Consider the following 13,622-nt stretch of genomic DNA (forward strand, 5'->3'; position numbering starts at 1 on the left):
TGGAGCATAAACACGATGACCGAGACATATAATGCCGAAGCAATTGAGGTTCTGAGTGGCCTCGAACCGGTAAAACGACGCCCCGGCATGTATACCGACACCACTCGGCCCAACCACTTAGCTCAAGAAGTCATCGATAACAGTGTTGATGAAGTGATAGCTGGTCATGCGCAACATATCGTTGTTGTCTTACATGATGATGGTTCCATTGAAGTTGAGGATGATGGACGTGGGATGCCGGTGGATATCCATCCAGAATTGGGCGTCAGCGGCGTTGAAGTCATTATGACGAAATTACATGCGGGTGGAAAGTTCTCCGGCAAAAACTATACCTTCTCAGGTGGTCTGCATGGCGTGGGTGTTTCTGTTGTGAATGCCCTTTCGCAACGACTGGAAGTGACCATACGGCGCAATGGTGTTGTCTATCAAATGGCGTTTGCCAATGGAGATAAGCTTCTTGAACTCAATGAGATAGGCACAACTGCTAAACGAGACACCGGCACAACCATACGTTTTTGGCCCGATCCCAGTTATTTTGATAGTCCCAAAATTGCCGTCAAAGCCTTGATTCATAATTTGCGTGCCAAAGCGGTTCTTTGTCCTGGGTTGTCAATGACATTCATTAATAAGGCAACAGAAGAAGAACATCATTGGTGTTATGAGTCAGGACTAACCGAGTATTTGCTGCAGTCTCTCGAGAGCGAGTTCATTCCAGCCGAACCACTTTCAGGTTCCTATACAAGCGACGATGCAACAGTTGATTGGGTTTGTTTGTGGTCAACCAATACCAATGCCAACGTGAATGAGAGTTATGTCAACTTAATTCCCACCATTCAAGGAGGAACGCATGTCAACGGACTACGAAGTGGTTTGCATGACGCGTTATCGTCATTTTGTGAATTGCATAGTCTATTGCCTCGAGGCGTCAAACTAACCGCTGATGATTTATGGGAACCCTGTCAGTACATCTTATCCGTCAAGATGAAAGAGCCCCAATTCGCAGGTCAAACGAAAGAGCGATTAAGTTCGCGACAAATCGCCTCGGTGGTTAACATCGCGGTGAAAGATGCCTTTGCTTTATGGCTTAATCAGCACCGAACACAAGCAGAAGAAATAGCGCAAATGGCCATTGAGCGCGCCCAAAAACGCCTTCGACAAGCCAAACAAGTTGCTCGTAAACGAGTAAGCCAAGGCCCTGCTCTCCCAGGCAAATTAGCCGATTGTATGCAGCAAGACTTATCCTCCACCGAGTTATTTTTAGTAGAAGGTGATTCTGCGGGAGGGTCTGCAAAACAAGCAAGAAATAAAGATTTTCAAGCCATCCTTCCCTTACGAGGAAAGATTCTTAATGCTTGGGAAGTTGATTCAGCCCACGTATTATCGTCACAGGAAATTCATGACATCGCCGTTGCCATTGGTGTTGATCCAGCTTCCGATAACATCGAAGGCTTACGTTATGGAAAAATTTGTATCTTGGCTGATGCCGATTCCGATGGTGCTCACATCGCCACCCTTATTTGTGCATTATTTATGAAACACTTCCGCATCTTGGTAGAACGGGGACACATTTATGTTGCCATGCCACCCTTATACCGAATTGATGCCGGTAAAGCAGTTCATTATGCGCTTGATGATACCGAAAAAGAAGCGATCCTTGACCAGCTGAAAAATGGTAAAGCCAAAATTAATGTCCAACGCTTTAAAGGGTTAGGTGAAATGAACCCCATGCAATTACGCGAAACAACCATGGATCCCGATACAAGAAGACTGGTACAACTCACCCTCGATGATTTTGATAGTTGTTCGCAAATCATGGATATGATGCTTGCCAAAAAGCGAGCGGGCGACCGCAAACAATGGTTAGAAGACAAAGGCGATCTGGCTGAAGTGATTTAGGTATTTATCTGATAAGGATTTACTCATTCGAACAATAGGGTGAGAGCCCGACCCTGAGGGATAGACACTTTTTTTTAAAACATAGTATTCGTATCATCTATTGGCATAATATTTAATCCGACGTCCCTCGGCTTGTCCGCGGGATCCAAGGATTTCGACCAATATGTTGTTATTTAGTGTAGACAAAAAGTTCTGGATACCGCGGACAAGCCGCGGTACGTCGGCGTTTGAGGATAAGCCTAAGTTTAAAAAAAAGTGTCTCTCCCTCAATGGACATCGTACCATCCATTAAATACTAAAGTTACTATTAAAATGTTGTTCAACACCTCAGTTCCTGGACCCTCCTCATAAAGCGGAGGGCGACGTTCTTGGGTTATTACTAGGATTTGATAACCAAAAAGATTTCATAAATAAATCCTGGTTTCTAGTGCGGAATAACAGATGTATATATATTTACCTTCGTTGGGTATTAACAAAACATCATTGTGTTGATATTTACTCCGCCACAATTACCCGACCCTAATAAATTACACCATTGTGGCAATAAAGTTCTGTTCTATAATATATCTATGACCACAATCAAGGACACTGATGAAATGGGTTATGTTTATTTTGATGCTAGTTTGCTTCAACAAACTAGCAACTGCGGAAAATGTGTTCCTGGCAACAACTGTTTCAAGCCAAGGAAACCAACATCAGTGTCAAATGATTAAATCTGAAAATTGTCGATATTTAAAATGTCGTTCCTCATCAACAAGAAGGTGTGAACAAGACTGTATCACGGAGGCAAAATCGAACTGTGCCTCCAATAGTCAAATCAGTGTTCGCGATTTTTGTCTAAACCAAAAACTAAGGCAGTGCGTAGAGGTAACCTGCTTCCATTCAAGACAAAGAAACTGTGCTACCAATTGTTTAAATTCAGCTTTGTCTGAATGTTAATGAACACATAAATTAAATACGATAGCAAAATATGCAATCCGTAAAAGCCAACAACTGTTTCCAATCTATTTACATTTTTTTTAGTTTGGGCCTTTTTAAATTGTAATCTGCTATTAATTTAGCCTTATATTGAGTTTGGTCGGCTAATCAGCTTAAGATAAGCACTTCTAATTCATTGGGGAGATGTTCTTGCTAAAGTAGATAGCAGTGTTAGAGTGTTTGCAAAGGAAAATTATATCCACGTTAAAACGTTAAGTAATGACCTCAAAGATCATGATGACATTCATCCTGAAAACACGATTACCTATTTACCCTCCCGTTCAAGTTCTTTGGTTGGAAAACTGTTGACGTTAAAAAAGAAAAACCCCGATGCGTATGAAAATTTCTTACAAGGGAAGTTAATTATAAACGAAGCCAGGGTGAAAACGCCCAGGAAACAAGTACAACCTATTGAAGCTGTTAAGAGTAAATTTTTCAATTTGTCTAAATCCGATCGACAAGCATTCTTGGAATGGCTCGAACATGAAAAAGAAAATCTTGATTAACATTTGCACTGGAGCACATGGATTTGTATTATTGGTAAAGTGCCACTTTCAAATTGATTCACTTAGCTCTTAACGAACGTCGCATTCTGTTTTATATTTGAGTACCCCGGTCTTCTGGACTGCTTCGCTTTGCTCACAGCGACGAGGAAGTCCGTTCGAGACGTTTTACAGGTCCTGTATAAAGGCTCGGAATGACAGCAAGTTTAGCTATATTCAAAAAGTGAAGACACTCGAGGACCAGAGCCCGACACTGAGGAAGAGACCAGCTCTTTGTATATATTGCAGTTTTTGGAGTAATCATTATGACTATTAGCTTAGAAGATTTTGAAAAAGTTGAACTTAGAACTGGTACAGTCATTAAAGCAGAGCGCTTTCCTAAAGCTCGCAATCCTTCTTATAAAATATGGGTAGACTTTGGTGAAGCAATTGGCACTTTACAAACATCAGCACAAGTGACTGCCCATTACACCCCTGAACAATTAGTCGGTAAACAGGTCGTTGGCTGTATCAACTTAGGTGAGCGTAACATTGCGGGCTTTATGTCACAGTTTTTACTCGTTGGATTTTCAGATGACCACGGTGACATTGTCTTATGCTCAGTAGATAAGCCTGTACAGAATGGAATGAAGTTGCATTAATTGTCATCAGAGCTTGTCAATTGCAATTAAGTATGCAGTGGTGCCGAATTAGACTTGCTATTTTCATTGAAAGAAATTCCATCTCAAACTTCTTAGCGAAATGATTTAGACGCTAAAAATACCGTTTACGACTTTATTCATACCTAGGTCCCTATTGCTTCTGCAATTGACATTGTTTCTAATGCCACATAGCGGTATACTTTTCCACTGATAAGAAAGCTTGTCGGGCCAAGGCCCAGCTAACCAATATACCACTATGAAAATTTCAAAAGAACAGTTACATCACCTTGCCCAACTGGCTGGGTTAGAAATTCAAGAAACGTTAGAAGACCACTTAACCGATGATCTGCAATCCATTATTGGATTTATGGATGCCTTAATTCAGGTTGATACCCAAGGGGTCGCCCCGCTTTGCCATCCCAGTGATATATCGCATCAACCGCTACGACCCGATAGAGCAAAAGACCAAAATTGGCAAGCGGAAATGGCCCAACAAGCCCCTGATTTTGAAAAAGGTTACTATTTGGTCCCTAAAGTAATTGAGTCGGAGTCATAAGCATGCATCACTTATCGATTAAGCAATTGCAAGACGGCTTGAAGGAAAAAAAATTTTCTGCAACGGAACTGACCCAACATTATTTGCAACGGATAAAAGACCATTCACACCTCAATGCACTGAACCAAGTATACGAACAACGGGCTTTGGCCGAGGCTAAACTCGCGGAAAAGCGCCTTCTTACCGATGAACACCCGCCCCTCACAGGGATCCCCTTAATCCACAAGGATATCTTTTGCAGCAAAGAAGGGCTCACGACCTGTAGTTCAAAAATGTTAGAGAATTATGGTTCCCCCTTTAATGCAACGGTCGTTGATAATCTGCAACAACAAGGCACCGTCCTTCTTGGCAAGGCCAACATGGATGAGTTTGCCATGGGATCCACCAATGAAAATAGCTATTTTGGTGCGGTAAAAAATCCCTGGCATCTCTCGCATTCACCCGGTGGATCGTCTGGTGGTTCTGCGGCGGCCGTTGCAGCACGACTAGCCCCTTTCGCTACCGGCACAGACACGGGTGGTTCGATACGCCAACCAGCGGCCTGGTGCGGAGTAACTGGAATAAAGCCAACCTATGGCCAAGTATCCCGATGGGGTATTGTTGCGTTTGCTTCAAGCTTTGATCAAGCGGGTCCTATTGCCCCTTCGGCAGAAGACTGTGCCTTAGTGCTTAACGCGATGGCTTCAGCCGACGATAAAGACTCAACCTGTTTAAGACACAATCGGACGGATTTTACTAGTCAACTGACTCAAAGCCTGGATGGCATCACCATTGGCTTACCGGATTGTTTTTTTGATGAAAAGACCAGTCCTGCAGTGACAAAGCAAATCGAAGCAGCCATTGATGAATTTAAAAAAGCTGGGGCTAAAATTAAGGCAATTCCCTTAACACTTCAGCCCCACTGGGTACCTTGCTACTATGTGTTAACCTCAGCAGAGGCCTCTTCCAATTTATCGCGATTTGATGGCGTTCGCTTTGGCCACCGAGCAAGTGATGTGAGCTCACTACAACAACTGATTACGCGCACGCGAAGTGAAGGCTTTGGCCTTGAAGTGAAACGACGCATTCTAACAGGAACTTATGTGCTATCTGCCGGTTATTTTGATGCCTATTTTAACCAAGCCCTGAAAGTCAGACGGCTAATCCGTGATGAATTGATTGATGCATTAAACAAAGTTGATGTGATTGCAGGCCCTACTAGCCCGACGCTTCCCTTCGAAATTGGTAAACGCGATGAGGATCCGGTGAAAAATTACTTAGCGGACCTTTTTACAGTGGCTGCCAACTTAGCTGGATTGCCTGCCATCTCGATTCCTGTCGGATTTTCTCAAGGGTTACCCATTGGCATGCAGTTGATGGGTCGACCACTGCAAGAAGCCACCTTGTTACAAGTTGCCCATCAATATCAGCTAAGAACCGATTGGCATCAGCAACAACCGGATAGTAAAGGAGCAGTCCTATGACATGGCAAACCGTCATTGGTTTAGAAGTACATGCGCAAATCAAAACCAATTCTAAACTATTCTCCGAAGCCAGCACAGCGTATGGCGCTCATGCTAACAGTCAAACGCATTTTATTGACGCCGGTCTACCTGGCACATTGCCTGTGCTCAACCAAGCCGTTGTTAAAAAAGCCATTCAATTTGGCCTTGCTATCAACGCGGAGATTGTTCAGGACTCCCAATTTGAACGTAAAAACTACTTTTATCCGGATCTCCCCAAAGGCTATCAGATAAGTCAATTTCAACGCCCTATTGTTAAAAACGGCCAACTACGTATTCAATTAAATGACGCACAAGAAAAGCTTGTTCTGATTAACCGAGCCCATATAGAAGAAGATGCAGGAAAATCCGTGCATGATGCGTTTTTTAACCAAACCGGCATCGATCTAAACCGTGCGGGCACACCCTTGCTCGAAATTGTGACCGAGCCGTGCCTGTATTCCGCAGAAGAAGCCATTGCTTATTTAAAAGCGTTGCACCAGCTCGTTCGATTTATTGATTTATGTGACGGCAACATGCAAGAAGGCTCCTTTCGTTGCGATGTGAATATATCCGTGAAAGACAGTGCTAGCGAGCAATTAGGTGTTCGTACTGAGTTAAAAAATTTAAATTCCTTTCGCTTTATCGAAAGAGCCATTCGTTTTGAAGAGAAACGCCACCGACAACTATTGGAATCGGGGGAGCCGATTATTCAAGAAACCAGGCTGTATAACCCGGATAAAGATGCCACCTATCCGATGCGAACTAAAGAAAGCGAAAATGATTATCGCTATTTTCCAGACCCCGATTTGCTGCCCATAGCGATTGATCAAACGTTATTATCCGACTGTGAAAAAACGATGCCTGAATTGCCTTGGGAGATTGAATCACAGCTCCTCCAATACCCAGAATTTGCGCAAGATGATATCGATTGTATTATGCAATCGGCAGCACACTGGCAATATTTCAGCGCGGTCAAAGCCTTAACAAAAGCGTCCCCCAAAACCATTGTCAATTGGTTAAAAGGCCCCTATGCAACCCTCATCAACGAAACACAATCCTCATTTGAACAACCCTTAGTCGCAGCCGAAACACTGGCAGACTTGTTAGAAAAATTAGATACAAAAGCCATTAACCACGGCCAAGCTAAGAATATTTTTCAACAGATGGCCGCCAATCAATCCCTCAACCTCCAGGATTTAATCGCGGAGTTACAAAGTGAGCAAGTCGATGAATCGGAGCTATCCAAGTTAATTGAAAACGTCATCGCCAACCACCCCGAGCAAGTGGCTCAATACAAATCCGGAAAAGACAAATTGCTCGGATTTTTCGTTGGCCAGGTTATGAAGGAAACCAAAGGCAAAGCAAACCCGCAGCAGTTGAATGATTTGGTTAAGAGTGCCTTGGATAGTGTTCAAACAACTGTGTCACGGGGACCATCACCATCGTTCTAGATTTGGTTGGCTATCAAATCAATTTAGCCAACTTAAAGAAATAAAATTTAAGAAGCTCTTCTAAGCTCGACAATATAATCAAGATTTTGCTTTCTTAACTGGTCCCTTATGAGAAGCTCAACTAAGGGCTCAACAGAATACTCAAGAGCATCAGCAACTTTTTTTGCGAATGGTATACCAACATCCTTTCTACCGTTTTCCACATCACTAAGGAACTGTTTAGATACTTCTAATTTCTTAGCTAACTCTACTTGCGTTAGCTCATCACTTAACCTTAATGAGCGAACAAGACCACCAAAGGTCATATTTTTCCATATACTTTTTGTTGCATCCAACGCATCTAATAATTCATTTGATTTAGTACTCATGGGGTGTAACCTCCATTACCTCAATAAATTCAATTGTTCCGTCGCTTCTAATAACATAAATAGCACGCCACTGCTTATTTAAACGAATGGATCTTTGACCTTTCCTATTCCCTATCAATGACTCATCATGCCAGCCAGGACGTTTTCTTGTCTCTTCAAGCCCTACTCTGCTAACAGCTTCTAACCACGCGCGAAATTTTTCTTGTAAATAATGCGGCGTTTTCTTTAAATCTTTTAAAGCACTTTTTGTTATTGTTACTTTATTAATCACTGCTAAATTTCTTTACCTAAAGTATTATTTATAGCATACACCTATATAGGTGTACCTGTCAAGTGTACACTAAAGTATTAAGAAAAGGTAGTTAACCGAAATTAAGCGCTATCTAATGTTTTAGTTATGTTATTTATCTTCAATTGTATTGAGTTAGTATTAGTTGAGATTTATAAACGTTTTACCTTTCTAACTCGCCAACACAATCGTTGCAGCCGAATCAAATTTGACGGCGAGCAAGATATCTTTGAGTGCCTCGTATTCCTTATCCGAATAAACATCCTGGTTAATCACTAGCTGACGCTTCACAACGATCTGATTGCCATCATCGCTGTAATTAACTTCGAATGAGCCGTATTGGTTTTTTACGGTTCTATCTTTGGGTAATGAGGTGAGATGGTAGCCTTTAGGCACTTGGATGTGGTAATACCAGGTAAATTTAGAGGCAACTAACACTCTGTCTGAATGGTTTTCGTCTTGCAACATCCCGTTGATATACTTAATGGCACTAAAATCAATGCCTCGGGGAATATTAAAATACAGCTTATCGGCCATCTCAACGGCTTGCGGGCTGTGCCAATCGAAATCAATTTGAAGGTTTTTTTCAATCACATCAGCTTTAGGTGATATGTGCCCTTGCCCTCCTTCATACCCTTCCGCTAACATTTGCTTAATGACGTCATCCAATTTATCTTGAGAACCTGAAATCAGTTTGCGAACCATTCCATCGGCAAACCCGGTAATATTAATACTGCCTGTTGCATTCAGAGAACCATCCTCGCCCAAATTAATATGCGTATCGATGACATATTGGTTATCTTTTACTTGATGTGCTGGTGTGATGCTGGTTTTTGGTTTCGTCCCTGCATGAACAACAAATTTCCCTGACAAAAAGATATCCAATGTTTCAAATGGGCTGGCATCTGACGTAGGATTCGCATAAATATCATAGTCTGGAAGATAAATAATGACATGATTAAATTGCGAAGGGTTGGTCATCGGATATTTCTTAAAACTGTTATTCCAGCCAATTAAAACCGGTTCTGATTTTATCCCTCTAGCAGCCAACAATGCTTGCATCAACGTGACATGATCCTTACAATCACCAAACCCATTTTGAAGCACTTCATCAGCATAATGTGGCACAAAGCCTGCCTGTGCATTCAAGGGTAAATAAACATATTTAATATTCTGGGCAACCCAATTGTAAATGGCTTTGGCCGCTTCTTTACCCTTCTTTTTACCCACAATTTGCGCTGCCAACTGGCGCACTTTAGGGGTGATCTTGGCTTTATCATGAGCTGTTTGATAATATAATTTTCCAATGGCCTCCCATCCCGGTAATGTGCTCGCGACAAATAATGGCGTTCTATCTTGCTTTGCTGTCGCCAACGGGTCATCGTGTTTTAAAGCGGGGATATGTTTAATATGGACTTCTACCAGCCGCCTGTTATGGTTGACAGATTGTTTAAAGGAAACATCACCGCGCTTTTGCCAATGCATTGTCATTTTCTGAGGCATGTCCAAATATATGACTTCTTCATCAATTTGCTCGGGCATATCAATATCCGACAAGATATTTAACCCAAGCGTCGACGGAATATTACTTTTGATATGCCAATTCGATTGAACAAGGTCATCGGTTTGTATTTTTGGAAATAATAAAATTTGTTCCAGTTGGCTGCTGATGCCTGGGGTTGATTGAGATGAAAACAGGTTCCGTGTATGGATTAATTTTTTATTAATAAATTCTTTGGATTTGTCAGCATGAGTGACAAATGCCTGATTAAGGCGAACGGATTCGATTTGCGGGTTAAATTGAACACTGTCTTGAAACGCAAATTTGATCATGGATGCATCGTGAATACGAATTATCTTTTTTACATCGAGGGAATAGGTTAAATCACGATTAATGGTGTAGTGTTTTTCGATTAATTGATAGTGGTGAGAGGCATCATTGTTGTTCTTGGCAAAGGCAAAATTAAACCAATAAATCAAGGAGATAAAAACAACTATTTTTTTCATAACAAAACCATGTTGGACATATTTTAACGACATAATACACCAATGCGCCCTTCTGTTCAATTTTAAGCTACGCCAGATCTTAATTTATCAGTAGAGTTATTAGTTTTTACGTAATCGTTTGCGTTACCGTCCGCGTTACCGAAACGCTATTTGCCTAGCGATTAAAATATGGATTAAAAATCAAAATAATTAATGATCGTTCATGCTAAGCATAATAAAAGCACTTCATCCATGCACGAAGGATTATGATAGTGTATTCATAGTGTCTTATTACTGGAACCAATATATTCCGGTAACGCAGACGGTAACGCGAACGCTCAGGTAAATTTATTGGTTATTTTATGCATAGATCTAGTTTAACCCTTAACATTGTCACCGATTTTTAATAAAATAAAATACTTTTATCTTAGGTAATCGACATGATTGAATGCGCATTAACGTCAGTGGGGCCCATTGATGGACGATATTCGTCCAAAACCTATATACTGCATCGCTATTTTAGCGAGTTTGCCCTCATTCATTATCGATTACAAGTTGAAGTCAAGTGGCTATTAGCCTTGAGTCATAATGATCAGATTCATGACATTCCCCCGATTTCAAAACAAGGTCAGGACTATTTAACGAAATTAGTTGAGCAATTTGACACTGCCGCCGCCGAAAAAGTGAAAAACCACGAAAAAAGAACAAACCACGATGTCAAAGCGGTTGAATATTATTTGAGAGATTGTATTGAAAATCACGAAGAGTTGAAATCCTATATCCCATTTATTCATTTTGCTTGTACATCTGAAGACATTAATAACGTGGCTTACGCCCTCATGCTCAAAGATGCCCTGCAACATGTGATTGAACCTTCGTTGGCAGAGATAATGGGTGGGATTATGCTCTTGGGCAAACAGTATGGCGCAATCCCCATGTTAAGCCGCACGCACGGCCAACCAGCCACCCCTACCACCATCGGCAAAGAATTGCTCAATTTTGTGGCTCGAATGAAACGCCCCCAACAACAATTATTAGAAGTGCTTATTCCGGCTAAGTTCAATGGAGCCGTTGGCAATTACAATGCCCACATGATTGCTTATCCTGACATAAACTGGCGAGCACATTGTCAGGCATTTATTAAATCCTTAGGCTTATCCTTTAATGCTTATACCACCCAAATAGAACCGCACGATGGCATTGCAGAAGTGTCTTTTATCATGACACGCATTAACAATATCCTGTTAGATTATGCAAAAGACATGTGGCAATACATTAGCCTAAACTATTTTAAACAAAAGGCAATCGCCAATGAAGTGGGATCTTCAACCATGCCTCACAAAATCAACCCCATTGATTTTGAAAATGCAGAAGGCAACTTAGGCCTTGCCAATGCGCTATTCACCCATTTCGCTAACAAATTAACCCAGTCCCGTGGTCAACGAGACTTATCCGATTCGACCGTTCTTCGCAATTTAGGCGTTGCCTTTGCCTATTCCCTTATCGCTTTTCAGGCATTGGCAAAAGGCAACGATAAATTGGAAATCAATGAAGCCATGCTTCAAAAAGATCTTGACGATAATTGGCAAGTCCTTGCCGAAGCGGTACAAACAGTGATGCGTCGCTACCGTGTGGCCGATGCCTATGAGAAGCTCAAACACTTAACCCGTGGACAGGGCATCACCGCGGAACGCCTTGCTGCTTTTATCGATGAACAGCCCATTCCAGAAGAAGCCAAAGAACGTTTACGGCAACTAACCCCTAGCAGCTACATCGGTCTGGCAGCGGTATTAGCAAAGGCATTTAGTTAATGGCAAAAGCTCAGCATTCCCAGCAGGGTAAATGCCTCGAATTTGACGTTTTAGTGATTGGTAGTGGTATAGCGGGTATGCATTTTTGCCATCAGCTACTAGCCTTACAACCCAACCTGTCTATTGCCATTGTCAGCAAAGGAGCTCTGACCGAAGGAAGCAGCCGTTGGGCACAAGGAGGGATTGCTGCTGTCAATAGTAAAGACGATTCCCTTGAAAGCCATATCGAAGACACCCTACAAGCGGGGGATGGATTATGTTATCAACCCGCGGTCGAATTTATCATCCGCCAAGCACCTGATGCTATCGGTGCACTTGAAAACTATGGCATAGACTTCCATCACGAACCATCAGGCGAATACACTTTAGCAAAGGAAGGCGGCCATAGTCACCGACGAATTTTTAATTGCGGTGATAAAACAGGCCTTACCATCATCGATGCCCTAGAGCAGGCTACCCGACAACAACATCAAATCACTCTCTATGAAGATCATATTGCCGTCAACCTAATTAGCCACTATCATCCACATCGAACGGATATACAAGGTGAAATTTGTGGCGCCTATGTTTTAGATACGTCGACCGGTTATATTCATACATTTGCTGCAAAATGTACGATACTAGCAACAGGTGGCGCTGGCAAAACCTATCGGTACACTTCTAACCCCATGGTTGCTACCGGTGATGGGGTCGCTATGGCATATCGTGCCGGCGCTCGAGTTGGCAATATGGAATTCTATCAATTCCACCCAACGTTACTTCACCATCCCCAAATCAATAATTTCTTAATTTCGGAGGCCGTTCGTGGGGAAGGCGCCAAGCTAATTTGTCCTGAAACAAACAAACGATTTATGAGCAGCTATGCACCAGAAGCGATGGAGCTTGCCACTCGTGATGTTGTTTCAAGAGCCATTTTCAATGAAATTGAGGCCAACCAGCATGGCTTTGTCTATTTAGATATTACTCACCATAATAAATCCTTTTTACAAACACGCTTTCCTCAGATTTATCAAACTCTCAACGAGATTGGCATTGATATGTCAAAAGACCCCATTCCAGTTGTCCCCGCAGCTCACTATCAATGTGGCGGTATTTTAACGGATATCGATGGAAGAACCGATTTAAAACGCTTGTTTGCCATTGGTGAAACAGCCTTTACCGGGTTGCACGGCGCGAATCGATTAGCAAGCAACTCCCTACTTGAAGGGGCAATTATGGCCCGAAATGCGGCATTTGCCTGCTTCAAAGATATCACATCTCCCTTAAAGGGAGTCGATAATATCCCAGCCTGGAATTCGCCTTCAACTGTTAATACCAGACGCGCTAGCCAAATTAATGCTCATTGGCGAGGTCTCCGAGGCGAAATGACCTCTTATGCAGGTATTGTCAGGACTGAAGCGGGATTAAGCGATATACTACAATTAATTATGAAACGAAAAAAAATCATTGAGGAGTATTACTGGAATCATTGCATCACCCGAGATTTCATCGAACTAAGGAACATTGTTCTCAATGCAGAATTGATTGTTCGTTCGGCGTTATATCGTCGTGAATCTCGGGGAGGGCATTACCGAGAGGATTACCCAAATCAACTTGCCACAGCCCGAGAAAGTATCTTGCGTAGGCAAGCACCCCATGATTCTTATATTGAGTAAGCGC

General features: G+C 42.2%; 11 protein-coding genes. 8 read left to right on the forward strand and 3 right to left on the reverse strand.

The window, feature by feature from the left end; all coding sequences use genetic code 11:
* Positions 1-15 precede the first annotated feature (15 nt).
* The 6 genes from parE to gatB all read left to right on the forward strand — a co-directional run bounded on the left by parE (position 16) and on the right by gatB (position 7,509).
* Positions 16-1,896: a DNA topoisomerase IV subunit B gene (gene parE, locus AB3348_RS02830; RefSeq protein WP_367606032.1), complete on the forward strand. Its 1,881-nt coding sequence runs from the start codon at positions 16-18 to the stop codon at positions 1,894-1,896.
* A 1,154-nt stretch (positions 1,897-3,050) separates the two neighbouring features.
* Positions 3,051-3,380 (forward strand): hypothetical protein, encoded by a 330-nt coding sequence (locus AB3348_RS02835; RefSeq protein WP_367606033.1) that lies wholly within the window; start codon positions 3,051-3,053, stop codon positions 3,378-3,380.
* Between the two features lie 302 nt (positions 3,381-3,682).
* Positions 3,683-4,018, forward strand: a complete 336-nt coding sequence (locus tag AB3348_RS02840; RefSeq protein WP_367606034.1) for a tRNA-binding protein — start codon at positions 3,683-3,685, stop codon at positions 4,016-4,018.
* A gap of 256 nt (positions 4,019-4,274) precedes the next feature.
* Positions 4,275-4,574: an Asp-tRNA(Asn)/Glu-tRNA(Gln) amidotransferase subunit GatC gene (gene gatC, locus AB3348_RS02845; RefSeq protein WP_367606035.1), complete on the forward strand. Its 300-nt coding sequence runs from the start codon at positions 4,275-4,277 to the stop codon at positions 4,572-4,574.
* A 2-nt stretch (positions 4,575-4,576) separates the two neighbouring features.
* Entirely contained in the window at positions 4,577-6,037 is a 1,461-nt protein-coding gene (gene gatA / locus AB3348_RS02850) for an Asp-tRNA(Asn)/Glu-tRNA(Gln) amidotransferase subunit GatA (protein ID WP_367606036.1), read from the forward strand.
* Positions 6,034-7,509 carry an Asp-tRNA(Asn)/Glu-tRNA(Gln) amidotransferase subunit GatB gene (gene gatB / locus AB3348_RS02855; RefSeq protein WP_367606037.1) on the forward strand — a complete coding sequence of 492 codons (1,476 nt, stop codon included), beginning with the start codon at positions 6,034-6,036 and terminating at the stop codon, positions 7,507-7,509. The genes gatA and gatB overlap by 4 nt, the downstream gene beginning before the upstream one ends.
* A gap of 47 nt (positions 7,510-7,556) precedes the next feature.
* Here gatB and AB3348_RS02860 read toward each other — a convergent pair whose 3' ends face one another.
* The 3 genes from AB3348_RS02860 to AB3348_RS02870 form a co-directional block, all read right to left on the reverse strand.
* The gene (locus tag AB3348_RS02860; RefSeq protein WP_367606038.1) at positions 7,557-7,877 is read right to left on the reverse strand and encodes a helix-turn-helix transcriptional regulator; all 321 of its coding nucleotides are present in this window, start codon (positions 7,875-7,877) and stop codon (positions 7,557-7,559) included.
* Positions 7,867-8,148: a type II toxin-antitoxin system mRNA interferase toxin, RelE/StbE family gene (locus AB3348_RS02865; protein WP_367606039.1), complete on the reverse strand. Its 282-nt coding sequence runs from the start codon at positions 8,146-8,148 to the stop codon at positions 7,867-7,869. Before AB3348_RS02865 ends, AB3348_RS02860 begins: the two co-directional genes overlap by 11 nt.
* A 189-nt stretch (positions 8,149-8,337) precedes the next feature.
* Positions 8,338-10,173, reverse strand: coding sequence for a DUF3858 domain-containing protein (locus tag AB3348_RS02870; protein WP_367606040.1), 1,836 nt, complete (start codon positions 10,171-10,173; stop codon positions 8,338-8,340).
* A 419-nt stretch (positions 10,174-10,592) separates the two neighbouring features.
* Between AB3348_RS02870 and purB the strand changes: the two genes are divergently transcribed.
* Both purB and nadB read left to right on the forward strand, forming a co-directional pair.
* On the forward strand, positions 10,593-11,963 hold the full coding sequence (gene purB, locus AB3348_RS02875; RefSeq protein WP_367606041.1) for an adenylosuccinate lyase: 1,371 nt from the start codon (positions 10,593-10,595) through the stop codon (positions 11,961-11,963).
* Positions 11,963-13,618 carry an L-aspartate oxidase gene (nadB, locus tag AB3348_RS02880; protein WP_367606042.1) on the forward strand — a complete coding sequence of 552 codons (1,656 nt, stop codon included), beginning with the start codon at positions 11,963-11,965 and terminating at the stop codon, positions 13,616-13,618. The genes purB and nadB overlap by 1 nt, the downstream gene beginning before the upstream one ends.
* The last annotated feature ends 4 nt before the right edge of the window (positions 13,619-13,622 follow it).

The organism is Legionella sp. W05-934-2, from assembly GCF_964199965.1.
Taxonomy (GTDB): domain Bacteria; phylum Pseudomonadota; class Gammaproteobacteria; order Legionellales; family Legionellaceae; genus JAFIFT01.

Bases quoted from the DNA above. Each gene is read 5' to 3' on its own strand.
- parE (WP_367606032.1), top strand. From the start codon at position 16: ATGACCGAGACATATAATGCCGAAGCAATTGAGGTTCTGAGTGGCCTC.
- AB3348_RS02840 (WP_367606034.1), top strand. From the start codon at position 3,683: ATGACTATTAGCTTAGAAGATTTTGAAAAAGTTGAACTTAGAACTGGT.
- gatC (WP_367606035.1), top strand. From the start codon at position 4,275: ATGAAAATTTCAAAAGAACAGTTACATCACCTTGCCCAACTGGCTGGG.
- gatA (WP_367606036.1), top strand. From the start codon at position 4,577: ATGCATCACTTATCGATTAAGCAATTGCAAGACGGCTTGAAGGAAAAA.
- gatB (WP_367606037.1), top strand. From the start codon at position 6,034: ATGACATGGCAAACCGTCATTGGTTTAGAAGTACATGCGCAAATCAAA.
- AB3348_RS02860 (WP_367606038.1), bottom strand. From the start codon at position 7,877: ATGAGTACTAAATCAAATGAATTATTAGATGCGTTGGATGCAACAAAA.
- AB3348_RS02870 (WP_367606040.1), bottom strand. From the start codon at position 10,173: ATGAAAAAAATAGTTGTTTTTATCTCCTTGATTTATTGGTTTAATTTT.
- purB (WP_367606041.1), top strand. From the start codon at position 10,593: ATGATTGAATGCGCATTAACGTCAGTGGGGCCCATTGATGGACGATAT.
- nadB (WP_367606042.1), top strand. From the start codon at position 11,963: ATGGCAAAAGCTCAGCATTCCCAGCAGGGTAAATGCCTCGAATTTGAC.